Annotated in this window: 18 protein-coding genes; 7 read left to right on the top strand and 11 right to left on the bottom strand. The window is 52.2% G+C overall.

Annotation, left to right across the window (positions count from 1 at the left end; genetic code table 11):
* Nucleotides 1-90 precede the first annotated feature (90 nt).
* Both FDX11_RS15975 and FDX11_RS15970 read left to right on the top strand, forming a co-directional pair.
* Nucleotides 91-3,168, top strand: coding sequence for a beta-galactosidase (locus FDX11_RS15975; protein ID WP_137398215.1), 3,078 nt, complete (start codon nucleotides 91-93; stop codon nucleotides 3,166-3,168).
* Between the two features lie 233 nt (nucleotides 3,169-3,401).
* Complete coding sequence (locus tag FDX11_RS15970) at nucleotides 3,402-3,674, top strand: YceK/YidQ family lipoprotein (RefSeq protein ID WP_137366104.1); 273 nt, start codon at nucleotides 3,402-3,404, stop codon at nucleotides 3,672-3,674.
* A gap of 46 nt (nucleotides 3,675-3,720) precedes the next feature.
* Here the strand turns inward: FDX11_RS15970 and prpE are convergent, their stop codons facing one another.
* The 4 genes from prpE to prpB form a co-directional block, all read right to left on the bottom strand.
* Nucleotides 3,721-5,607 carry a propionate--CoA ligase gene (prpE, locus tag FDX11_RS15965; protein ID WP_079225313.1) on the bottom strand — a complete coding sequence of 629 codons (1,887 nt, stop codon included), beginning with the start codon at nucleotides 5,605-5,607 and terminating at the stop codon, nucleotides 3,721-3,723.
* A gap of 40 nt (nucleotides 5,608-5,647) precedes the next feature.
* Nucleotides 5,648-7,099: a bifunctional 2-methylcitrate dehydratase/aconitate hydratase gene (locus tag FDX11_RS15960; protein ID WP_042310272.1), complete on the bottom strand. Its 1,452-nt coding sequence runs from the start codon at nucleotides 7,097-7,099 to the stop codon at nucleotides 5,648-5,650.
* Between the two features lie 37 nt (nucleotides 7,100-7,136).
* A complete protein-coding gene (gene prpC / locus FDX11_RS15955) occupies nucleotides 7,137-8,306 on the bottom strand; it encodes a 2-methylcitrate synthase (protein WP_042310274.1) in 1,170 nt (389 codons plus the stop codon).
* A gap of 80 nt (nucleotides 8,307-8,386) precedes the next feature.
* Nucleotides 8,387-9,268 (bottom strand): methylisocitrate lyase, encoded by an 882-nt coding sequence (prpB, locus tag FDX11_RS15950; RefSeq protein ID WP_038637980.1) that lies wholly within the window; start codon nucleotides 9,266-9,268, stop codon nucleotides 8,387-8,389.
* A 251-nt stretch (nucleotides 9,269-9,519) separates the two neighbouring features.
* Here prpB and prpR point away from each other — a divergent pair, with 251 nt between their 5' ends.
* Nucleotides 9,520-11,094, top strand: a complete 1,575-nt coding sequence (prpR, locus tag FDX11_RS15945; protein WP_137398214.1) for a propionate catabolism operon regulatory protein PrpR — start codon at nucleotides 9,520-9,522, stop codon at nucleotides 11,092-11,094.
* Nucleotides 11,095-11,149: 55 nt separating this feature from the next.
* Here the strand turns inward: prpR and yahO are convergent, their stop codons facing one another.
* On the bottom strand, nucleotides 11,150-11,425 hold the full coding sequence (gene yahO / locus FDX11_RS15940; protein WP_042310520.1) for a DUF1471 family periplasmic protein YahO: 276 nt from the start codon (nucleotides 11,423-11,425) through the stop codon (nucleotides 11,150-11,152).
* 338 nt (nucleotides 11,426-11,763) lie between these two features.
* On the opposite strand from yahO, the gene FDX11_RS15935 reads away from it, so the two are divergent.
* The 4 genes from FDX11_RS15935 (at nucleotide 11,764) to FDX11_RS15920 (ending at nucleotide 15,861) form a co-directional block, all read left to right on the top strand.
* The gene (locus FDX11_RS15935) at nucleotides 11,764-12,396 is read left to right on the top strand and encodes a LysE family transporter (RefSeq protein ID WP_042310278.1); all 633 of its coding nucleotides are present in this window, start codon (nucleotides 11,764-11,766) and stop codon (nucleotides 12,394-12,396) included.
* 80 nt (nucleotides 12,397-12,476) lie between these two features.
* On the top strand, nucleotides 12,477-13,865 hold the full coding sequence (locus FDX11_RS15930) for a diguanylate cyclase (RefSeq protein WP_137398213.1): 1,389 nt from the start codon (nucleotides 12,477-12,479) through the stop codon (nucleotides 13,863-13,865).
* A gap of 220 nt (nucleotides 13,866-14,085) precedes the next feature.
* Nucleotides 14,086-15,180, top strand: coding sequence for a 4Fe-4S binding protein (locus tag FDX11_RS15925; RefSeq protein ID WP_079225319.1), 1,095 nt, complete (start codon nucleotides 14,086-14,088; stop codon nucleotides 15,178-15,180).
* Between the two features lie 171 nt (nucleotides 15,181-15,351).
* A complete protein-coding gene (locus FDX11_RS15920) occupies nucleotides 15,352-15,861 on the top strand; it encodes a hypothetical protein (RefSeq protein ID WP_061383018.1) in 510 nt (169 codons plus the stop codon).
* Nucleotides 15,862-15,955: 94 nt separating this feature from the next.
* Here the strand turns inward: FDX11_RS15920 and foxA are convergent, their stop codons facing one another.
* From foxA to FDX11_RS25650, 6 genes are all read right to left on the bottom strand, one after another.
* Nucleotides 15,956-18,064 (bottom strand): ferrioxamine B receptor FoxA, encoded by a 2,109-nt coding sequence (foxA, locus tag FDX11_RS15915; RefSeq protein ID WP_137398212.1) that lies wholly within the window; start codon nucleotides 18,062-18,064, stop codon nucleotides 15,956-15,958.
* A gap of 121 nt (nucleotides 18,065-18,185) precedes the next feature.
* The gene (locus FDX11_RS15910; RefSeq protein ID WP_042310285.1) at nucleotides 18,186-19,166 is read right to left on the bottom strand and encodes an AraC family transcriptional regulator; all 981 of its coding nucleotides are present in this window, start codon (nucleotides 19,164-19,166) and stop codon (nucleotides 18,186-18,188) included.
* A 172-nt stretch (nucleotides 19,167-19,338) separates the two neighbouring features.
* Complete coding sequence (locus FDX11_RS15905; protein ID WP_137349054.1) at nucleotides 19,339-20,922, bottom strand: methyl-accepting chemotaxis protein; 1,584 nt, start codon at nucleotides 20,920-20,922, stop codon at nucleotides 19,339-19,341.
* Nucleotides 20,923-21,238: 316 nt separating this feature from the next.
* Nucleotides 21,239-21,487 carry a hypothetical protein gene (locus FDX11_RS15900; protein ID WP_061383023.1) on the bottom strand — a complete coding sequence of 83 codons (249 nt, stop codon included), beginning with the start codon at nucleotides 21,485-21,487 and terminating at the stop codon, nucleotides 21,239-21,241.
* 15 nt (nucleotides 21,488-21,502) lie between these two features.
* Nucleotides 21,503-21,832 carry a DUF2913 family protein gene (locus FDX11_RS25655; protein ID WP_256372634.1) on the bottom strand — a complete coding sequence of 110 codons (330 nt, stop codon included), beginning with the start codon at nucleotides 21,830-21,832 and terminating at the stop codon, nucleotides 21,503-21,505.
* Nucleotides 21,833-21,873: 41 nt separating this feature from the next.
* A complete protein-coding gene (locus tag FDX11_RS25650; RefSeq protein ID WP_256372633.1) occupies nucleotides 21,874-22,131 on the bottom strand; it encodes a DUF2913 family protein in 258 nt (85 codons plus the stop codon).
* Between the last annotated feature and the right edge of the window lie 114 nt (nucleotides 22,132-22,245).

The following is a 22,245-nucleotide window of genomic DNA, read 5'->3' as shown; positions in this document are numbered from 1 at the left end:
ATTACACGCCCCATCCTTTACAGTTGGGAACGCTTATCCGTATTTTGATTGAAATTGTGAGCGAATAACAAATTCGAACAGGATACCGTTATGAACCTGAACACTGATTCACTCTCCGCTGTTCTGAAACGTCGCGACTGGGAAAATCCCGGTGTCACGCAGCTCAACCGCCTGGAGGCGCACCCACCTTTCTGTAGCTGGCGCTCAGCAGATGATGCGCGAACTAATCAGCGCTCAGCCCAGTTACGTTCGCTGAATGGCCAGTGGCAATTCGCGTGGTTTCCCGCGCCGGAGGCTGTGCCGGAAAGCTGGCTGACAAACGATCTGCCACAGGCTGACACTATCAACGTCCCCTCTAACTGGCAGATGGACGGTTACGACGCGCCAATTTATACCAACGTCACCTACCCGATTCCGGTTAATCCGCCGTACGTTCCGGCACAGAACCCAACGGGATGTTACTCGCTCACATTTAATATCGAAGACGCGTGGTTAGATGAAGGTCAGACGCGCATTATTTTTGACGGCGTCAATTCCGCGTTTCATCTGTGGTGCAACGGTCGCTGGGTCGGCTACGGTCAGGACAGCCGTCTGCCCTCTGAATTCGATCTGAGCGATTATCTGCTGCGCGGCGAAAACCGCCTGGCCGTGATGGTGCTACGATGGAGCGACGGCAGCTATCTGGAAGACCAGGATATGTGGCGCATGAGCGGTATCTTTCGCGACATATCTTTGCTGCATAAGCCCACTACGCAAATCAGCGACCTGCGCATTAACACCCGTTTTAACGATGACTTCAGCCGCGCCGTGTTGGAAGCGGAAGTCAGAGTGGCGGGCAACACGAGCGAAAATTTACGCGTTACCCTGCAATTGTGGGGAGGTGAAACGCTCAATGACGAAACGACCTCCCCACTCGGCAGCGAGATTATTGATGAGCGCGGCGCTTATCATGACCGGGTTACCCTGCGGCTGAACGTCGAAAAGCCAGCGCTATGGAGTGCCGAAACGCCCAATCTGTACCGTGCCGTTGTGCAGTTACATACCGCGGATGGAGTGCTGATTGAAGCAGAAGCCTGTGACGTCGGCTTTCGTCAGATTGATATCAAAAACGGCCTGCTACTGTTAAACGGTAAACCGCTGTTGATTCGCGGCACCAACCGTCATGAGCACCATCCGGTCAACGGTCAGGTGATGGATGAGGCGACGATGGTGCAGGATATTCTGCTGATGAAGCAAAACAACTTTAACGCCGTGCGTTGCTCCCATTACCCGAACCATCCGTTGTGGTACACCTTGTGCGATCGCTACGGCCTGTACGTGGTCGACGAAGCCAATATCGAAACCCACGGCATGGTGCCAATGAATCGCCTGAGCGACGATCCCACATGGTTGCCTGCCATGAGCCAGCGCGTGACGCGCATGGTGCTGCGCGATCGCAACCATCCGAGCATTATCATCTGGTCGCTGGGCAATGAATCCGGTCATGGCGTCAATCACGACGCGCTGTATCGCTGGGTGAAATCGGAAGACCCGTCACGCCCGGTACAGTACGAAGGCGGCGGCGCGAATACCGCGGCGACCGACATTATTTGCCCGATGTACGCCCGCGTCGATCAGGATCAGCCCTTCCCGGCGGTACCTAAATGGTCGATTAAAAAGTGGCTGTCGATGCCCGGCGAGCAGCGTCCACTCATTCTCTGTGAATATGCCCATGCGATGGGCAATAGTTTCGGGGGCTTCGCCAAATACTGGCAGGCATTTCGTCAGTATCCGCGCCTGCAGGGCGGGTTTGTCTGGGACTGGGTGGATCAGTCGCTGATTAAATATGATGAGAACGGTAAGGCATGGTCAGCCTACGGTGGCGACTTTGGCGACACGCCTAACGATCGTCAGTTCTGCATGAACGGACTGGTGTTCGCCGATCGCACCCCGCATCCGGCGTTATACGAGGCCAAACATGAACAGCAGTTTTTCCAGTTTACGTTACTGCCGGGCGCTGAACGCCAGATTGAAGTGACCAGCGAATATCTGTTCCGCCGCAGCGATAACGAAGTTCTGCACTGGTCGATTGCCCAGGACGGCAACCTGCTGGCCGCCGGACAAATCGTTCTGGATATTGCCCCGCAGGGCCGCCAGGTGATTACCCTGCCAAATCGCCCGATGCCGGAAACCGCAGGCCAACTGTGGCTGACGGTGCGCGTGGAACAGCCTCGCGCCACCGCCTGGTCAGACGCCGGACATATCAGCGCCTGGCAGCAGTGGAAGCTGGAAGAGAAACTCAGCCTGGTGCGGCAGCCAACTGTCCGCAACGCGCCACAGCTCAACGTTAGCGAAAACAGCTTTACTGTTGAGAACGACAACAAGCGTTGGCAATTCGACCGTCGGTCTGGCCTGCTGACACAATACTGGCTTGATGATACCGCCCAGTTGTTATCCCCACTGACCGACCAGTTCACCCGCGCGCCGCTGGACAACGATATCGGCGTCAGCGAGTCATACCGCATTGACCCAAATGCCTGGGTTGAACGTTGGAAGGCCGCAGGCCATTACCGCGTAGAGCCGCTGCTGTTGTTATGCGAAGCCGAAACGCTGGCAAACAGTGTGCTGATCACCACCGCGCATGCCTGGCAGTATCAGGGTGAAACACTGTTTATCAGCCGTAAATCGTATCGTATCGACGGTTATGGCGAGATGCAGATAACGGTGGATGTCGACGTCGCCAGCGGCACGCCGCATCCGGCGCGTATTGGCCTGAGCTGCCAGCTGTCGCAGGTCGCCGAGCGAGTGAATTGGTTAGGTCTCGGTCCACATGAGAACTACCCGGATCGCCTGAGCGCCGCCTGTTTTGACCGTTGGGATCTGTCACTCGATGAGATGTACACCCCGTATGTTTTCCCGAGCGAAAACGGTCTGCGCTGCGGCACGCGCGAACTGCACTACGGCACGCATCAATGGCGTGGCGACTTCCTGTTCAGCATCAACCGCTTTAGCCAACAGCAACTGATGGAAACCAGCCACCGTCACCTGCTGCAACCGGAGGCGGGTACCTGGCTCAATATTGATGGCTTCCATATGGGTGTCGGCGGCGATGATTCATGGAGTCCTTCCGTGTCTCCGGAGTTTTTGCTGAGTGCCGGACGTTATCACTACCAGGTTATCTGGGGTTAAACATAATAATAATGGGCAGGTTATGACCTGCCCATTATTTTTCCTGCTGCGTCGTCGCGAAAGCGTCGCGCTGTAAAAGCCTCTTTGCCGGATGCACCACTCACGTGGTTTATCCGGCCTATAACGTGCAATCCTCACTCTATGAGTCCTGACCTGGGGGTTTAAGTTCTGCGGACAAAAAGCCGCTTTTAACCTGCTATGGTAAACGAGACGGTAAAACCCAGGTCACAGGAATGAGCAGAAAGACGGTTGCGGTAATGACGTTGTTGGTCAGCGCATTACTTTCAGGATGTGGCAGCATTAATGCACGCACGGAAGGCGAGGATTCGAATACCTATTATGTGGGTACGCACCACGACATTGATAAACTAAAAAATCCAGGCGCTTACGATTATAACTATTTCGATTTAGCGCTGTTATTTATCGATGTGCCGCTGTCTTTTGTGGCGGATACGGTCTATGCGCCGTTTGATTACTATCATGGACCGTATAAGAAAGTCGATTAAAATTCAGGCCCGGTAAGCATCGCGCCACCGGGCCAATTAATAACGGCTACTCCTCGATCGCCTGGCGAATTTGCTGCAGCGACGCCGGATCGTCAATGGTCGTCAGATCGCCGGGATCGCGGCCTTCACAGATTGCCTGAATCGTCCGCCTGAGCATTTTACCGGAGCGCGTTTTCGGCAACTGTGACACAAACCAGACGTGTGCCGGACGGCCAAAGTTACCAATCTGACTGTCCACCAGCGCCATAATCGCCTTCTCTTCCGAATGCGCGATGTCGCGATCTTCAAGGCTGTCGCTCTGTTTCGGAATAACAAATGCAACCGCCACCTGCCCTTTCAAAGCATCTTTCACGCCGACCACCGCCACTTCTGCGACGTTTGGATAGCTGGAAATACTCTCCTCTATCTCACGCGTACCCAGTCGGTGTCCGGCAACGTTAATAACGTCATCCGTACGGCCGAGGATGAAGTAGTAGCCGTCGGCATCGCGAATGCCCCAGTCAAAAGTGGCGTATACCTGACGAGAAAACAGCGACCAGTAGGTATTTACGAACCGCGCGTCATCGCCCCAGATGGTCTGAATACACCCTGGCGGCAGCGGCCCTTCAATGACCAGCATCCCCTTCTCATTCGCTGCACAGGGTTCACCGGTCACCTCATTGAGCAACTGCACGTTATAGCCGTACATCGGCACGCCAGGGCTGCCCAACCGCGAAGGCCTGTCGTCCAGCCCACGCGCGATCGCCATAATTGGCCAGCCGGATTCGGTCTGCCAGTAGTTGTCGATAACCGGGACGCCCAGCGTTTCCGTTACCCAACTGGCGGTCGGTTCGTCCAGCGGTTCCCCGGCCAGATACAGCACCTCCAGCGAGGAGAGATCGTGATTGCGGATCTGCGCGGTCGGGAATTTCTTCAGTACGCGTATCGCCGTTGGCGCGGAGAACATCCGGCTAACCTGATACTTCTCAACAATCTTCCACCACACGCCGCAGTCCGGGTACGTTGGCAGCCCTTCGTACACCACCGTCGCCATCCCCGCCAGCAATGGGGCATACACGATATACGAATGCCCAACCACCCAGCCGATGTCCGACGCGCAGAAGAACACGCCGCCCGCTTTACCGCCGAAAATGGTGTCCATCGTGGTTGCCAGCGCGACCGCATAGCCGCCAACGTCGCGCTGGACGCCCTTCGGTTTACCGGTTGTCCCGGAGGTATAGAGAATGCAGGAGGTTTCATTCGATTCCAGCCACGTCACCGGCACCCGCGCGCCAAGATGCTGTTGGCGCAGCGCGGCAAAGTCGAGGTCGCGCCCCTCTACCCGCGCCATTTTCGCCAAACCACGATCGACCAATACCACATGACGCGGCTGGTGCTGCGCCTGACTGATTGCATCATCGAGCAGCTTTTTATACGGCAGGATCTTGCCCCCGCGCGCGCCGGCATCCGCCGAAACGATAATCACCGGTTGGGCGTCGTCGATGCGTGCCGCCACGCTGTGCGAGGCAAAGCCACCGAACACCACCGAATGGATCGCCCCAATGCGCGCGCAGGCCAGCAGCGTAATGTGCGCCTCGGCGATCATCGGCATATAAACCAATACCCTGTCGCCGCGCTGTACGCCCAGAGACAGCAACATTGCCGCCGCCACATTCACTTCGTCGTACAGCTGACGAAAGGTAAAGGTACGCTCTTCTTCGGTTTCCGATGACACCGCAATCAGCGCCAGCGCCTCAGGCTGTTTCTCCACCCAGCGGTCGATGGCGTTATGACACAAATTGGTCTTGCCGCCGCAAAACCAGCGGGCAAACGGCGGGTTGCTGTGATCCAGCACCTGCGTATACGGCTGCTGCCAGTCAATACGCTGGGCCTGCTCGGCCCAGAATGACTCCGGTTGCGTAATCGAACGTTGATAAAACTCGCTATAAGACATAATGCTCTCCTGTTGAACTTACGCCTTGCCGCACGCAGGTTTAGATTACATAAAGGTCCATATACTCATTGACCGGCATCTGCTCCAGGCGGGCTCTGTCCAGGGAGACATCCAGAATGCGCTGCTGCTGACGGGTCGGGAACTGACGCGCCAGGTTGATTTTGAACTTCTCGACCAGCTTCGGCATACCGTCGTGACGACGGCGCGCATGACCGATTGGGTACTCCACCACCACTTCTTCAAAACGTGAACCATCGGTGAACTCGAGAGTGATGGCGTTAGCAATGGCACGTTTTTCCGGGTCGTGATAATCGGCAGTAAAGGCCGGATCTTCGAAGCAGGTGATCTTCTCGCGCAGGGCATCAATACGTTTGTCCTGCGCCACGCCGTCTTCGTAATCTGCCGCGGTTAAACGCCCAAACAGCAGCGGAATGGCGACCATATACTGGATGCAGTGATCGCGATCCGCCGGGTTATCCAACGGGCCTTTTTTATCGATGATGCGGATACAGGCTTCGTGGGTGCGAATGGTCACTTTTTCGATATCAGCCGCCGTTTTACCCGCGGCCTGCAGTTGTTCATACAGCGTCATTGCCGCTTCTACCGCGGTCTGCGAGTGGAACTCGGCCGGGAAGGAGATTTTAAACAGCACGTTTTCCATCACGTAAGAGCCGTACGGACGCTGGAAGCGGAACGATTCCCCTTTGAAGGAGACGTCATAAAAGCCCCAGGTTTTCGCCGTCAGCGCAGACGGATATCCCATCTCGCCCGTTTTTGCCATCAACGCCAGACGTACTGCGCGGGAGGTCGCATCGCCTGCCGCCCAGGATTTACGCGTGCCGGTATTTGGCGCATGACGATAGGTACGCAGCGACTGGCCGTCGACCCACGCCAGCGAAACGGCGTTGAGGATTTCATCCCGGCTCAGCCCAAGCATCTCCGCGACCACCGCCGTGGAGGCGACTTTTACCAACAGAACGTGATCCAAACCAACGCGGTTAAAGGAGTTTTCCAGCGCGATACAGCCCTGAATTTCATGGGCTTTGATCATCCCGGTCAGCACTTTTTTCATGGTCAACGGCGCTTTCCCCGCCGCCACCGCGTTGCGTGACAGCCAGTCAGCCGTCGCCAAAATACCGCCGAGGTTATCGGAAGGATGGCCCCATTCCGCGGCCAGCCAGGTGTCGTTGAAGTCCAGCCAGCGGATCATCGCGCCGATGTTAAACGCCGCCTGCACCGGGTCAAGCTGGAACTGGGTGCCCGGTACGCGAACGCCGTTCGGCACTACGGTCCCCGGCACCACCGGTCCTAACAGTTTTTTACAGGCCGGATATTCCAGCGCTTCCAGACCACAGCCAAGGGTGTCGAGCAGGCAATAATGCGCGGTGTCGTACGCCACCTTTGAGGTGATCTCGTAATTCATAACGTAATCAACGATATCAACGATTTCACGGTCAAAGTCTGGGCGAACGTTCGAAATATGTGCGGACATAGGGTACAACTCCTGTTTTTATATTTAGAGGTTTTAATTAGCAACGCTTTTCGATCGGCACAAATACGCGATCTTCCGGGCCGGTGTAGTTGGCGGAAGGACGGATAATTTTGTTGTCCTGGCGCTGTTCGATGATGTGCGCCGCCCAGCCGGTAACGCGGGCGATAACAAACAGCGGAGTGAACATTTCGGTCGGGACGCCCATCATGTTGTAGGAGACCGCCGAGAACCAGTCGAGGTTGGGGAACATCTTTTTCGTTTCCCACATCACCTCTTCCAGACGGTCGGCGATGTTGTACATTTTCAGCGAACCGCCTTCCTGAGAAAGCTGCTTCGCCACGCGTTTAATCACCTGATGACGCGGGTCGGCAATGGTGTAAACCGGGTGACCAAAGCCAATCACCACTTCTTTGTTTTCCACGCGTTTGCGGATATCCGCTTCGGCTTCATCCGGCGTTTCATAACGCTGCTGGATCTCCAGCGACACTTCATTCGCCCCGCCGTGTTTCGGCCCACGCAGCGCGCCAATCGCGCCGATAATCGCGGAATACATATCGGAGCCGGTTCCCGCAATCACACGACTGGTGAAAGTGGATGCGTTAAATTCGTGCTCGGCATACAGCACCAGCGAAATATGCATCGCCTTTTCCCAGCTTTGCGACGGTTTTTCGCCATGCAGCAGATGCAGGAAGTGACCGCCAATGGAATCATCGTCCGTTTCCGGCTGAATGCGCTCGCCGTTATGGCTGTAGTGATACCAGTACAAGAGGATCGAGCTGAGGGACGCCAGCAGCTTGTCTGCAATATCGCGCGCGCCGGAAACGGTGTGCCCCTCTTTTTCCGGCAATGTACACCCCAGCGCGGAGACGCCGGTGCGCATCACATCCATCGGGTGGGATGCGGCAGGCAGCGCTTCCAGCACGGTACGCACATTTGCGGGTAAGCCGCGCAGCGCTTTGAGTTTGCTTTTATAGGCGGTGAGTTCGTCGCGGGTAGGTAATTTCCCGTGGATCAGCAGGTGCGCAACTTCTTCAAATTCGCACTGTTGCGCCAGGTCGAGAATATCGTAGCCGCGATAATGCAGGTCGTTACCGCTTTTACCCACGGTGCATAACGCGGTATTTCCGGCGGCGATGCCTGACAGCGCAACCGATTTTTTAGGTTTAATGACATGCGTGTTGTTTTGCAGGATTGTTGTGTCGCTCATGTTGTCCTCGTCATTTTTATAATATGTAGGGTACAAATTTATTGCCGGATGGCGGCTTCGCCTTATCCGGCCTACGACGGTTACTTTTTTGTGTACAGCGCGTCGAGTTTCTCTTCGAACTGGTAGTAGTTGATGCTTTCGTACAGTTCGTTGCGCGTCTGCATAATGTCGATCACGCTCTTTTGCGTGCCTTCCTGGCGCAGCACGTTGTAGACCCGTTCAGCCGCACGGTTCATGGCGCGGAAGGCAGACAGCGGATACAGGGCCATGGCGACGTTCGCGCTACGCAGTTCATCGGTAGTGAACAGCGGCGTGGCGCCAAATTCGGTAATGTTAGCGAGGATCGGAACCTGCACCGCATCGGCAAACTGGCGGTACATCGCCAGCTCGGTAATGGCTTCCGGGAACAGCATGTCGGCCCCCGCTTCAACGTATGCCTGGGCACGATCGATGGCCGCTTCTAACCCCTCCACCGCCAACGCATCGGTGCGCGCCATAATCACAAAGTTGGGATCGGTACGCGCATCCACGGCGGCGCGGATCCTGTCGACCATCTCTTCTTTTGAGACGATCGCCTTGTTCGGACGATGCCCGCAACGCTTGGCACCGATCTGATCTTCAATATGCAGCGCGGCGGCACCGGCTTTAATCATCGACTTCACGGTACGCGCCACGTTGAACGCCGACGATCCAAAACCAATATCCGCATCCACCAGCAATGGCAGCGGGCAAACATCAGTGATACGACGAATATCGGTCAGTACATCATCAAGGGTAGAAATACCGAGATCCGGCAGACCCAACGACCCCGCCGCAACGCCGCCGCCAGAGAGATAAATCGCCTGATACCCGGCACGCTGAGCCAGCAGAGCGTGATTGGCGTTGATGGTGCCGACGATTTGTAATGGGTTTTCTTTGCTGAGCGCGGCGCGAAACGCCAGCCCTGGAGAGTGTAGAGACATATCCGTCCTCTTGTTATCAACTTGTTACCATTCGTTGATTTACCTAAAGCAAGGGGTATGCCAAAGACCGAAACTTTTGTGCAAATTCAATTTTTACTTTTTAAAACAGATAATTACATTTAGAACCTGTGTTTTTATTGCACAAAAGCGTGTCAGCTATCGTTTCATGAAACTGACTTGAATGTTTCATTGCAACATTTATGAAACACAACTAAACCCTTATACTCGGTTCCTTACTTTTTGGGTTGCTTATGGCTGATACGCATCTTCCGCCGCGAGTGAACGATGACAAACCGGTTATCTGGACGGTTTCGGTCACGCGCCTGTTCGAACTGTTTCGCGACATCAGTCTGGAGTTCGACCACCTGGCGACCATTACCCCTATTCAGCTGGGTTTCGAAAAAGCGGTGGCCTATATCCGTAAGAAGCTGGCCACCGAGCGTTGCGATGCCATCATTGCGGCAGGCTCCAACGGCGCGTATCTGAAAAGCCGTTTATCGATTCCAGTGATCCTGATTAAACCCAGCGGGTTTGACGTACTACAGGCGCTGGCAAAAGCGGGAAAACTGACCTCGTCGATTGGCGTCATTACCTATCAGGAAACCATCCCCGCGCTAATCGCCTTTCAAAAGACCTTCAATTTGCAGCTTGAACAGCGCAGCTATATCACCGAAGAAGATGCCCGTGGACAAATCAATGAGCTGAAGGCCAACGGTACCCAGGCGGTGGTCGGCGCGGGGTTGATTACCGATTTGGCGGAAGAAGCGGGCATGACCGGCATTTTTATCTATTCGGCGGCCACCGTGCGTCAGGCTTTTGTCGACGCGCTGGATATGACCCGTCTGACGCTACGCAGAAACGGGCAATACGCCTCTGGCGATATGCTGCGCACCCGCTATGCGCTGGGAGATATGCGCGGTCACTCTGCGCAAATGGAACAGGTGCGGCACACCATTATGCTCTACGCCCGTTCGCGTGCGCCGGTGCTGATTCAGGGTGAAACCGGCACAGGTAAAGAGCTGGCGGCGCAGGCTATTCATCGTGAGTATTTTACGCGTCAGGAGAATCGGCGCGGAAAACCTTCGCCACCGTTTGTTGCCGTCAACTGCGGAGCAATCACCGAATCATTGCTGGAAGCGGAGCTGTTCGGCTATGAAGATGGCGCGTTTACCGGCTCCCGCCGGGGAGGACGCGCGGGCCTGTTCGAAATTGCCCACGGCGGGACGCTGTTTCTTGATGAGATAGGCGAAATGCCGCTACCGTTACAAACCCGGTTATTGCGCGTGCTGGAAGAAAAAGAGGTCACCCGGGTCGGGGGACATCAGCCGATTCCTGTCGATGTACGGGTGATTAGCGCCACGCACTGCAACCTGGAACAAGAGATGAAACAGGGTGAGTTTCGTACCGATCTGTTTTATCGTCTGAGTATTTTACGCCTCAAGCTGCCGCCGCTGCGCGAACGGCTCCCCGATATTCTGCCGCTGGCGGAAGGCTTTTTAAAACAGTCGCTGGCGGAACTGGACGCGCCGTTTTCTGACGCGGTGCGTAAGGGATTAGCCCTGAGCCAGCATACGTTGCTGAACTATGGCTGGCCGGGAAATATCCGCGAGTTGCGCAATATGATGGAGCGTCTGGCGCTGTTTTTAAGCGTCGAACCACAGCCGGAGCTGAACGAACAATTTCTACAGCAGCTGTTACCTGAACTGGCCGCGGTTGCTGCCCCGCCGCAGGTCACTTCATCACTGACGCCGCAGCAGGTGCTGGCGCAATTCAATGGCGATAAAACCGCGGCGGCGCAATATCTCGGTATCAGCAGAACTACATAAAAAAAACCCCGCCAGTGCAATGACTGGCGGGTATGTTATCTTTCAGTACTGCGCATTATTTTTTCTTGTAAATATTGGCTGTACCGTGGATTTTATTGTCCGTTTGGCCGGAGGTTAATACCACCACATCGGCACCTTTCTCTTCGGCTTTCTTCAGCAGTTCTTCTTTAGCGTCTGCAACAGAAACTTCGTTACTCGTTGAAATATCACCGATTTTTGTGTACTGCGACTCAACCTTTTCAAACTCAAGTTTTGTCATAAATTCCGCGGCATACGCGTTGGACACAACAAAAGCTAACGCACCAATAAGTACTTTAATTCCAGTTTTCATATAAAAGCTCCAGGTTTTGTTATATATGCCATCATCGCCCCCTGAACATTCGCCATGCGAGTCAAGGATGATTAATAAGTAGTTCAGGCCGCTAAAAAGATCCAGAGCAGGCGGAAATATAAAGATATTTTGCGCATCGTGTATAACAGAAGATCCCACGCCGCAGCATTATCCGGCGCAGCTGGGTTGCAGAAACCAGGCGTAGACGCTATTTGCAAATTTGAGCTCATTTCACAATACAGTGTGAGTAAATACGCAGAATGACGAGCGCGCTAAAATTATAGTGTTAGCAGTCTAAGCATGCCCCTGGCCCGCTCTCACTAATGGAATCGTTGTCTATGGAACCTTTACACGCCGTCGTACTCACCATCAGCCTGTTTGTTTTAACCTTTTTTAATCCTGGCGCGAACCTGTTCGTGGTGGTGCAAACCAGTCTGGCGTCAGGACGACGCGCAGGGGTGATGACCGGTCTGGGTGTGGCCTTAGGCGATGCGTTCTACTCCGGCCTCGGGCTCTTTGGCATGGCGACGCTCATTACCCAATGTGAAGAGATATTTTCACTGATTAAAATTGTCGGCGGCGCCTATTTGCTGTGGTTTGCCTGGAACAGTGTTCGCCATCAGGCTACACCGCAAATGCCAACGTTACAGCAGCCGATTTCCGCCCCCTGGTATGTATTTTTCCGCCGCGGGTTATTAACAGATTTGTCTAATCCGCAAACCGTTCTGTTTTTTATTAGTATCTTCTCCGTCACCCTCAGCGCAGAAACGCCTACATGGGCGAGGCTAATGGCCTGGGCAGGTATTGTCTTGTCTTCCGTTATCTGGCGGATTTTTCTCAGTCAGGCGTTTTCTTTGCCCGCTGTGCGCCGTGCGTATGGTCGAATCCAGAGGGTTGCCAGCCGGGTGATAGGCGCCATTATCGGCGTCTTCGCGCTCAGGCTGATTTATGAAGGTGTCAGCCATCGTTAAGCGAGTTTAACTTGACCATTGTGACGTAATTGTCCGTAATACCGCCTGAATTTTTAAATCGCATTTTGAGTGGCAGTGAGATGGAACAGGTTGCTCCGGTAAACGACACATTACTCCTTACAGAATGGCAGGCGTTGTTACGTCAAACATCCCCTGAAGTTCATACGATCCTGACATCATTAAGCGACGAAGAGATCCGCCATTTAGTGAGCGTTTTTTATGACTATATGCTCTCCCATGCGGAGAGCGCATTGTTCCTCAATACAGAACAGGTCAGCACCCGCCTCAGCGGCAGTATGTTTGACTGGCTACGCAGCGTACTTGGTAGCGCGAACGAAGATCTCTCACAACTGCTGGCAAAACAGCGCAAAATTGGCGTGGTGCATGCCCGCATCGGGCTGCCTATCGATCTGGTTAATCGCGGCGCACGCAAGCTGAAAGATGAATTGTATCGGGTCCTGAAAAAGAAAGCGGAATACTCGCCCGCCCTGCTGAGCGATGCCATCTGTTTCAGCAGTCTGGCAATGGATACCGCCCTGGAGGCCATGACCGTCTCCTATTCCCCCAGCTATCAAAACTCACTGCATACCCAGGAACAGTATCGCCTGCAGACCATTTACGATGACGTTAACGTCGAACGCGAGCGGCAAATACGCTCATTTACCGACAGGGAAAATCAGTTTATCTATAACATCGCCACCGGAATGCCTTTCGGTGAGCTGGTCCTTTTGGCGAATTCTGATTTTGGTATGTGGTTCGCACACAAGGGAAAATACATTCTGGGCAACAGCAATCTGCTGAAAGAAATGGAGTCGCTGATTGCGGAAATCGACAACCGCCTGACAACCACGCTGTCGCATCAGCATCAGGCGACAGAACCTGAACGGATGAGCTTGTTGCAGGATATACGCCAGCTCTCGGCAAAAATCCATTTCCTGCTCGCCTCAATGTTCGACGCGCTGGTGAAGCAGGAAAATGGTAAAGACTCATTGACTCAATTGCTTAACCGACGCTTTATCCCGACCATTATGCGCCGTGAGATCTCGCTGGCGTTACATACCCGGAAGCCCTTTACCCTGGCGATGCTGGATATCGACTACTTTAAGCAAATTAACGACAACTATGGGCATAACACCGGTGATATGACGCTCAAAAACGTCGCGGCGGTTATTTATGATCATATTCGCAGCAGCGATTACGTTTTCCGCTACGGCGGTGAAGAATTTATGATTCTGCTTGTCGAGTCAGATCAGTCTCAGGCCAGTATTATCCTCGAAACGCTACGCATGAAAATTGCCGAGATGCGTATGGCGGCCTCAGCAACAGAAGTGTTTTCTGTCACCGTCAGTATTGGCATCGCCGAATATGACTACCATCCTGACTACAAGCAGTTGGTTGATAAAGCCGATCGGGCACTGTACCTGGCGAAAAGTAATGGCCGTGACCGCGTAGAAATATTTCAGGAATAACCTTTTTTCCCACGGAGAAATAAATACCCCGTTAAGGGTATTTATCTGACCTGCGATAAGTATCGGGCTGTTATTTTTATTCAGGCATATACGTGCCATAAAAATAACAGCCGCTTAATAAGATGCAAATCAAATACACCAAATCTGAATAGCGCTAGCATATCCCGGTGATGACGCCTTCTGAATGCAGGAGGGGAAATATGAGGGATAGTGTAAAACCATGAACGGGAAAAAGAGAACACGCTGGCAGCGCCGCCCAGGCACGACCGGAGGCAAACTACCGTGGAATGACTGGCGTAACGCCAGCACCTGGCGAAAAGCCACCCAGTTTCTCCTGCTGGCCAGCAATATCTATATTGGCGTGACGTTTTATTATTGGGTCCGCTATTTTGAAACTGCCGGTACCAGCGTTTATATTCCAAGACCCGGCGGTATTGAGGGGTGGCTGCCGATCGCGGGTTTGATGAATATCCGCTACACGCTGGAGACCGGTTTTCTCCCGCCCATCCATGCCGCCTCCATGCTGCTGTTAGTTGCGTTTATCCTGATTAGCTTGTTGTTAAAAAAAGCCTTCTGTTCGTGGCTATGCCCGGTTGGCACGCTTTCCGAACTGCTTGGTACTCTGGGAAAAAAAGTATTGGGTCGCAATTTCACGCTGCCGCGCTGGCTGGACATCCCACTGCTCAGTCTGAAGTATCTGCTGTTGGGTTTCTTCCTGTATATCGCTCTGTCGATGCCCGCCCAGGGAATCCAGTACTTTCTGATGTCGGCCTACGGCATGATCATTGACGTGAAGATGCTCGATTTTTTTCGTCATATCGGCTCCGCCACGCTTATTTTCGTGGTAGTTATCAGCGTTCTGAGCCTGTTTATTCGCAATGCCTGGTGCCGTTATCTGTGCCCTTATGGCGCACTGCTTGGCCTGTTTTCACTGCTCTCGCCGTTTAAAATCCGGCGTAATCCGGACAGTTGCATTGACTGCGGGAAATGTGCGAAAAACTGCCCGTCTACTATCCCGGTTGATCGACTGATTCAGGTGCGTACCGTGGAATGTACTGGCTGTATGACCTGCGTTGAATCCTGCCCGGTGGCCTCTACGCTGAGCTTTTCACTGCACACCCCTGCGGGGGAACAAGGAAACGGCAAATCGTTATGGCGGCAAACGGCATTGTCAGGCGTTGTCATGACTATCCTGGTGCTGGGTATCCTTTTTGCCACCATTGGCTATGCGGTTTATGCCAATGTCTGGGATACGCCGGTGCCCGATCACATGTATTTCCAGCTGATTCCGAAGGCTAAAATGATCGGCCATTAATTTTTAATAACCCTGCCAATTCTGGCAGGGTTTCCCGCCTGTTCCGCCATTTTAAGACTATTGAACTTGTGCCTTCGCGCCCCGGTTTATACAACCTTAACTATCACCTGTGATCATTCATTTTTTATTATGTTATGGGCGACTGCATCCAATAATAAACGGGACAGCATTATGACTAAAATAAAACTGGCACTGCTATTACCTCTGTTTCTGGCGGGTTGTACGATGAGCGACGGGGAATTAAGAAACGCTTACGCTCAGCATTATCAGCAACCCGCCGCCTATGTCGAGACTTATAAACAGAAGATAGCCAGCATGGATATTAATACCCTGGCCCAATATGCCGCCGCAGAAGATAAGAAAAAAATGCGTGGGCAACCGAGACTGAAAATCGACGAATTCATTACCATTGAGAACGTGCAGGCGAAAGGAAATCGGGTGGTCTACGATTACTCGCTGTCAGAGAAATGGCTGGCGCTGTCTGCGGACAAACAGCGCGAGAAGCAGATCAATATGAATAAAGATCTGATCTACCGTACCTGCTCGCTGGAAACGGTACGTCTGGCGCAGGCGAAAGGGCTGGAAGAAGAGCATAACTATTACAGCCAGTACCCAGACAAAGTCGCCTTCACTCTGAGAACCAGCGCGCAGATTTGTATGCAAAACGGTTTTACGCAATAGCCGCAATCCACTATGCCTGATGCGCTTATCAGGCATACAATTTGCACTCTGTTGTAGGCCGGATAAGGCGTCAAGGCCGCATCCGGCTAAAGCATCAGAATTTCCAGGATACGCTGCCGACAATGCTGCGCTCAGCGCCGAAGTAGCAGTATGAGAGCGAATTACAGGCCGCAACGTAGCGTTTATCGGTCAGGTTGTTGACGTTCAACTGGGCACTCAGTCCTTTAATACCGATATTCGTTAAATCGTAGCCAATTGCCATATCCACCAACGTATAGGATGGCAGGGTATGCGTATTCAGACGATCGCTGGTGATCCCATTGACATATCGCACGCCCGAGCCGAGCGTCAGACCATCCAGCAGGCCGCTTTTCACATCGTAGCTCAGCCAGGTGCTGGCCTGATTCCGTGGTGCATACACGGCACGCTTGCCCTGCTCCTCCGGACTGCTTTTCTTGTAGCGGATGTCGGTGTAGGTATATGCCGCCTGCAGACGAAAGCTGTCCGTAAGTTGACTAATCGCCTCCAGCTCCACCCCTTCAGATTCAATTTCCCCAATCGAGCGGTACGGATCGGTCGGCTCTTCTTTGGTGGCGATATTGGTTTGATTAATGCGGAACACCGACACGCTGAACTGACTGTTAAGTCCTTCCGGCTCATATTTCAGCCCCGCTTCCCACTGCTTGCCTTTCATCGGATCCAGCAGATTGCCGTTCTCATCGGCAAAGCTGGTTGGCGTAAAGGCGGTGGAATAACTCACGTACGGCGCAAAGCCATTATCGAACAAGTAGAGCAATGCGGCGCGAGTACTAAAGTTGTTTTTATCCAGATCGCTGCGGATATCGTTGATCTTATCAATATTAGACACGCTGACTTGATCGTAGCGACCGCCGAGCGTAATACGCCAACGATCCCATGACATCTGATCCTGCAAATAGTAGCCCGTCTGGCGCAGCTTGTGCTTCTCACGCGCGTACATGTCGATATAATCCGGCTTCGCGCCATACACCGGGTTAAAAGCGTCGATTGGCGGGAATGCGCCGTAGTAGCCGGTGGTATTGTTGCTGCGATCCTGATAATCAATGCCCACCAGCAGACGATGGTTGACCTGCCAGGTATCAAAGCTGCCGTCGAGCTGGTTATCCAGCGTAATCGCCGACATTTTTTCATCAGAGCCGGAATAGCCGCGATTAAGCTCGGTTTCGTTCAACCAGCCCGCCGCATACACCTGGTTCAGTTCAACGTCGGTATGCAGATAGCGCAGCTTTTGCCGCACCGACCAGCCGCTATCAAACATGTGCTCAATATTGTAGCCCACCATGTTTTCACGGCGATCGTATTTGTCGTAATCATCCTCACCTTCGTAAAAGGTGTTGGAGATCTTTTGCCCGTAATGCGGAACCACGGTGCCGTCATAAGGCAGACCGGAGTGGCTACCGCCTTCCGGGTCGCGATGCAGATAGGCCATCAGATCCAGACGCGTCTGGTCGGTGATCCGCCAGGTCAGACTGGGCATCAGCGCGTAACGCTCTTCTTTCAATGGGCCAAACTGTGAGTCCGCGTAACGCGTCATCCCGCTCAGACGCGCCGCCACACGATCGTTATCATCCAGTGCCCCGGTGACGTCAAACGCCGCCCCGCGCTGGTTATTGTTGCCGGCAAACAGCTTCACTTCTCCACCCGCGTCAAATGACGGCTTGCGCGACGTCAACGCGACGATCCCCCCCGGAGAAGAACGCCCGTACAGCACGGAAGCCGGGCCGCGCACCACTTCGATATCTTCAAGGAACCACGGATCGACCACCAGCGAGCTATGTGAGTTGGTGTCGCCCATCATCTTCAGACCATCGAGATAGACGTTGTCCAGGCTGCCATCGGAGAAGCCGCGCAGCACAATGTAGTCAAAGCGGTTGGAGGCGCCAATCTGGTTGCTGTATACCCCCGGCGTATAGCTAACGGCCTGACGCACGCTGGTTGCACCCTGCTCTTCAAACTGTTCGCGGGTAATGATGGATACCGATTGCGGGGTTTCAATATCCGGCGTGGCAAGCTTAGTAGCCCCGCTCTGCATTTGCGAGGTGACAACGACCGTATCGTTTTTTGTTGTTTCCTGCGCCAGCAGAGGAAAAGCCACGCTGCCGGTCACCCATCCTACCAGCAGCGCTAACCGAGTCTTCGCGAACATGAGTATCTCCAAAGGCATTTCTAATTGTAAGTGAGAATTATTACCTTTTTGCTGACGGAGATAGCTATGCCGGATGCCAGATTACCTATGCGCAGTGCCAAATTGTCTGCCAGCAACGTGCGCAAAACGCAAAAATGGATTAGCAAAGCTTGAGCATATCGCCTGGCGAAAAACCGTAACGACGACGAAAGGCGGTAGAGAAGTTGGTGGCGTGCTGGTATCCCGACATCCAGGCTGCCTGCTGTACGCTGTATCCTTCCAGTAAATAACCGCGAGCGCGTTCCAGGCGGCAATCGCGCAAGTAATCAAAGACCGAACAGCCATAGGCTGCGCGAAACTTGCTACGCAGACTACTGGGACTCATTGCCGCGCGTTGCGCCAGTTCATTGAGCGTGTGGTCATTCTCAGGATTCTGTTCCAACAGGCGACGAACGACTTCCAGCCGCTGCTGTTCACCGCTGGCGGCGAGGCGTTTGCCGCTCTCGACCTGGCACACGCTGAGGCCATGGCCGAACAGTTGCAATATCAGCCCTTCCAGCATCAACTGGCGAGATACATTGCTGAGCGTGATCTGCTGCGCATACTCCAGGCCACTGAGTAAAAATCCCGGCACCTGCCAGATAAGCGTCGGCGTCTGGCATCTTTCCCACTCACGCATCAACGATTCGAGCAGCCCCGTGCGCCACGCGCCGTCGGGATACAGACCGAGAGATAAGGTTCGCAGTTTGCAGTCGGCATGATGGCGGGCGCGCATCGTCTGGTGCTCGCTCAGGCGTGAGCTAAACGCCATTCCGGAACGCACCACGTGTTCCTGACCGTTAAGCGAGAGGACCACGCAGCCTTCCAGTACCACCAACATATACAGGGGACTGCTGTGGCGGGAGGTGGTTTCGTAGGGTTGCAATACCTGTACATCAGAGTGCGTCACGCACATCCCGCAGGGGAGCGTCATCTCCTCAATTTCACCTTGCAGCACAGGGCTAGCAGACGGCAAGTCCGGCTTTTGTGCCAGTTGGGGAAAGCGATAGTCAATCCCGTAACGTTCACCAAAATCCATAAACTCGCTGACGGAAAAAGTACGGGCTACGCGTCTGGACGCATTCAGAGTGGTGTTGTTCATGCTGTCTTCTGCACAGAAAATGGGATTAACAGTTTATGGCCAGGAGCAACATTACCATTCCCTGCGCAACACAACAATAATAATGAGAATTATTATCAATATGATTAAGGCGCTTTTCCTGACAGCCAGCCATCTCATCAGACTGAATTTACAGCTGATGAGATGGCATGTTCTACTGCTTGTCCTGCGTACCCTCCTGCGGCTTTTCATCAACCTGAAACACAGCCACGGCCTGGGAAAGCATTGCCGACTGCTCTTCCACACTGCCTGTCGTGGCGGCGATTTCCTCAACCAGAGACGCGTTTTGTTGAGTGACTTGCTCCATTTGCGTGACAGCAACGCGGATCTGCTCGATGCCGCTACTCTGTTCCCCCGATGCGCCGGATATATCTTCCATGAGTATATTGATATTGCGTATTGCCTTAGCAATGTCCGCCATCATAGCCCCACTGCTTTCAGCTATCTCCACCCCTTCCTTGACGCTGATTGCCGCTTTGGCAACCAGTTCGCTAATTTCTTTCGCTGAGGAGGCGCTACGTTGGGCAAGGGTTCTGACTTCACTCGCTACAACGGCAAATCCACGCCCGGATTCGCCAGCGCGCGCCGCTTCTACCGCGGCGTTTAAAGCGAGAATGTTGGTCTGGAAAGCAATACTATCAATCACATGAGAGATTTCATTCACGCTTTGCGCGTTGCGGCTGATCAGGTGAATTTTCTCAACCATGTCGCTCATTAAGCGCTCGCCACGCAATGCCATTTCCGTGCTTTCACTCGTCATGGCAGAAGCCTGATGTGATTTATCGGTGTTATTTTTGGTTGTTACGGAAATCTGTTCCATACTGGCCGCCGTTTCAACCACTGCCGCAGCCTGTTGCTCCGTTCGGGTTGATAAGTCTGAATTACCCGAAGCAATTTCCTGCATTCCGATATTAATAGACTCAACGCCATCGCGAATTGTACTGACAGTCTCCCGCAGGCCGTTTTGCATGTGTTGTAAATTTAAACACAGTAAGCCAATTTCATTGTTACCCGGCACCTTAACGGGATGACTCAGATCGCCTTTACCAATCCGTGAAAAATGCTCAGACACGATATTTAATGGCCGAATGATTGTTCGGTTTATCCAGATATTACAGAGAATAAAGATAAGAACTGTAACGGCCAGCAGTAAGGATATTTTAAGTATTGAGGCATTAAACTGAACGTGTGTCTGCTCTACGATATTTTTACCGACCAACATGGTTGATTTGTAGTAGTTCTCAATCTCCTTATCAAACTTTTTTCGCAAAGCCAGCAACTCAGTGTTGGCATTTGCTTGTGTACCGACAAGACTACCGTTAGAAATAGCCTCATTTAATTTATCAACATACTTTTGTTCAGCATTCATTTGTTGCTCAAAAGCAGTTCTGACGATTTTACCAATCTGGGGATCATCCGCTGTCAGTCCAGGTATATCCCAAAAAATAGCGAACTGCTTTCTGGCATAAGCGATCTCATCCTGCACCTGTCGCAATGTTTGTTGGGTAGCAGCCATATCTTGCAGTTGAATATTATCAAGAACGCTTCTTACTTTATAAACAGCCCCAACGACGTTATGCAGCGAATCCTGTTCCTTTACTATATTATGCAGTAGAAGGGTACTTTTTTGATTTCCTTTGAGATCGACTAACTCAAACCCATTAGAAAGGAACTGCATAAAGGTAAATACCAAAAGCAATAATAACAGACTGGTTTTAACCTTCATATTCTTTAACATTTGAACATCTCCATAACAATTAGACAATCATCTCTGACTAAATTGTTATCGACACACCACGTAATACCTTAACCTAAAAATGGTTAATTATGAGAAAGTTTCCCGGCTCAACATAGCATAATAAATTACGTACACCGTCGTATACATGGCGGCAAATCGCCGTTTTATTACCGGGAACAATCACACTATAAAAAAACCAACATTAATATTATTTATGGATGAAAAAAAACAGTTATATTAAACATCATGCGCCACTGAGAATGGGCACGATAGCCGTATCTGACCGGCATAAAACGAACAAAGCAGCAGCCAAACGTCAGAGAATATAGACGGTAACTTTTTCCTGAAGATCTGCCGGCACCCTTACCCATGACATTGAATCAACAGCAATTGTCGCCATTTCATTTTCTAACCGAAGTAGCGGCGTGCTGTCATCTGGCGCAGAAGAACTTTCGCCAATCTCGAGAATGCCCCGAAAAGTTATAGATAAATTGTCAGCGGCATCAGACAACCTAATCCATTCGGTCGCGATCTCTAACTTTTGCTTTAACAATTCTCTGTTCATAACTTGTGCTAATCATTACTTATCAGTAAGAAACTGGAAGTGATGAAATTCATTTGAAATATCCTTCACAAACTCTACCGGCAGGTGGTGTTTGATGAAGGTTAATTTTGCGAACTCAACATCACCATACACCCGGATACAGAAAGGCTTGACTATCTCGCCCTGAGCACCAAAGCACTCCTGGAGTCGGGTATCATCCATAAAAATAAAGTTACCCTTTCTCACTTTAATCTTATCATGCAGGTTACGCCACTTCTCTGGTGTGAGTAGAAAGTTCTGCCATCCATTATTTCTCAATATTTCAATCGTGTGGGTGAATTTAAAATAATCATTTTGCATTGTCACATCACCACTTGAGGTGGCGTACAAGTATTCAATTTTAAATTTTAGTTGTGCATTAATGTTTTTTTCTTGCCTTCATCAATTAACCATTGAAGCTCATTGGCAACACTTCGTGAGAAGAGTTTTCTTTTTTTTGCGATAGCCAACCAATGCATAATAAAAATATGCTCTGACATTTTAGAGTGGATCTTGTGATCCTGTATTGCGATACCAATTGCCACTAATGCGCTCCAGGTAAACGCTTCCAGCTCATCCTGATAATGATGCCTCGATTTACTCACTTTTCCTAAATTTTTTACCACTTAAAACCCACCCAGAAAAAATCATTATTGTATTTAATTTGTTACTGCTCAATTTAAAAACCTACTACAACTAAAATCAGCATAATATGATCCAGATTAATTTATCTCAATGTA

The organism is Citrobacter sp. wls714, assembly GCF_005281025.1.
GTDB lineage: Bacteria > Pseudomonadota > Gammaproteobacteria > Enterobacterales > Enterobacteriaceae > Citrobacter > Citrobacter werkmanii.
The sequence above is the reverse complement of the archived record's forward strand: the minus strand, read 5'-3'. Positions and strand labels throughout refer to the sequence as shown.

Bases quoted from the DNA above. Each gene is read 5' to 3' on its own strand.
- FDX11_RS15975 (WP_137398215.1), top strand. From the start codon at position 91: ATGAACCTGAACACTGATTCACTCTCCGCTGTTCTGAAACGTCGCGAC.
- FDX11_RS15970 (WP_137366104.1), top strand. From the start codon at position 3,402: ATGAGCAGAAAGACGGTTGCGGTAATGACGTTGTTGGTCAGCGCATTA.
- prpE (WP_079225313.1), bottom strand. From the start codon at position 5,607: ATGTCTTATAGCGAGTTTTATCAACGTTCGATTACGCAACCGGAGTCA.
- FDX11_RS15960 (WP_042310272.1), bottom strand. From the start codon at position 7,099: ATGTCCGCACATATTTCGAACGTTCGCCCAGACTTTGACCGTGAAATC.
- prpC (WP_042310274.1), bottom strand. From the start codon at position 8,306: ATGAGCGACACAACAATCCTGCAAAACAACACGCATGTCATTAAACCT.
- prpB (WP_038637980.1), bottom strand. From the start codon at position 9,268: ATGTCTCTACACTCTCCAGGGCTGGCGTTTCGCGCCGCGCTCAGCAAA.
- prpR (WP_137398214.1), top strand. From the start codon at position 9,520: ATGGCTGATACGCATCTTCCGCCGCGAGTGAACGATGACAAACCGGTT.
- yahO (WP_042310520.1), bottom strand. From the start codon at position 11,425: ATGAAAACTGGAATTAAAGTACTTATTGGTGCGTTAGCTTTTGTTGTG.
- FDX11_RS15935 (WP_042310278.1), top strand. From the start codon at position 11,764: ATGGAACCTTTACACGCCGTCGTACTCACCATCAGCCTGTTTGTTTTA.
- FDX11_RS15930 (WP_137398213.1), top strand. From the start codon at position 12,477: ATGGAACAGGTTGCTCCGGTAAACGACACATTACTCCTTACAGAATGG.
- FDX11_RS15925 (WP_079225319.1), top strand. From the start codon at position 14,086: ATGAACGGGAAAAAGAGAACACGCTGGCAGCGCCGCCCAGGCACGACC.
- FDX11_RS15920 (WP_061383018.1), top strand. From the start codon at position 15,352: ATGACTAAAATAAAACTGGCACTGCTATTACCTCTGTTTCTGGCGGGT.
- foxA (WP_137398212.1), bottom strand. From the start codon at position 18,064: ATGCCTTTGGAGATACTCATGTTCGCGAAGACTCGGTTAGCGCTGCTG.
- FDX11_RS15910 (WP_042310285.1), bottom strand. From the start codon at position 19,166: ATGAACAACACCACTCTGAATGCGTCCAGACGCGTAGCCCGTACTTTT.
- FDX11_RS15905 (WP_137349054.1), bottom strand. From the start codon at position 20,922: ATGTTAAAGAATATGAAGGTTAAAACCAGTCTGTTATTATTGCTTTTG.
- FDX11_RS15900 (WP_061383023.1), bottom strand. From the start codon at position 21,487: ATGAACAGAGAATTGTTAAAGCAAAAGTTAGAGATCGCGACCGAATGG.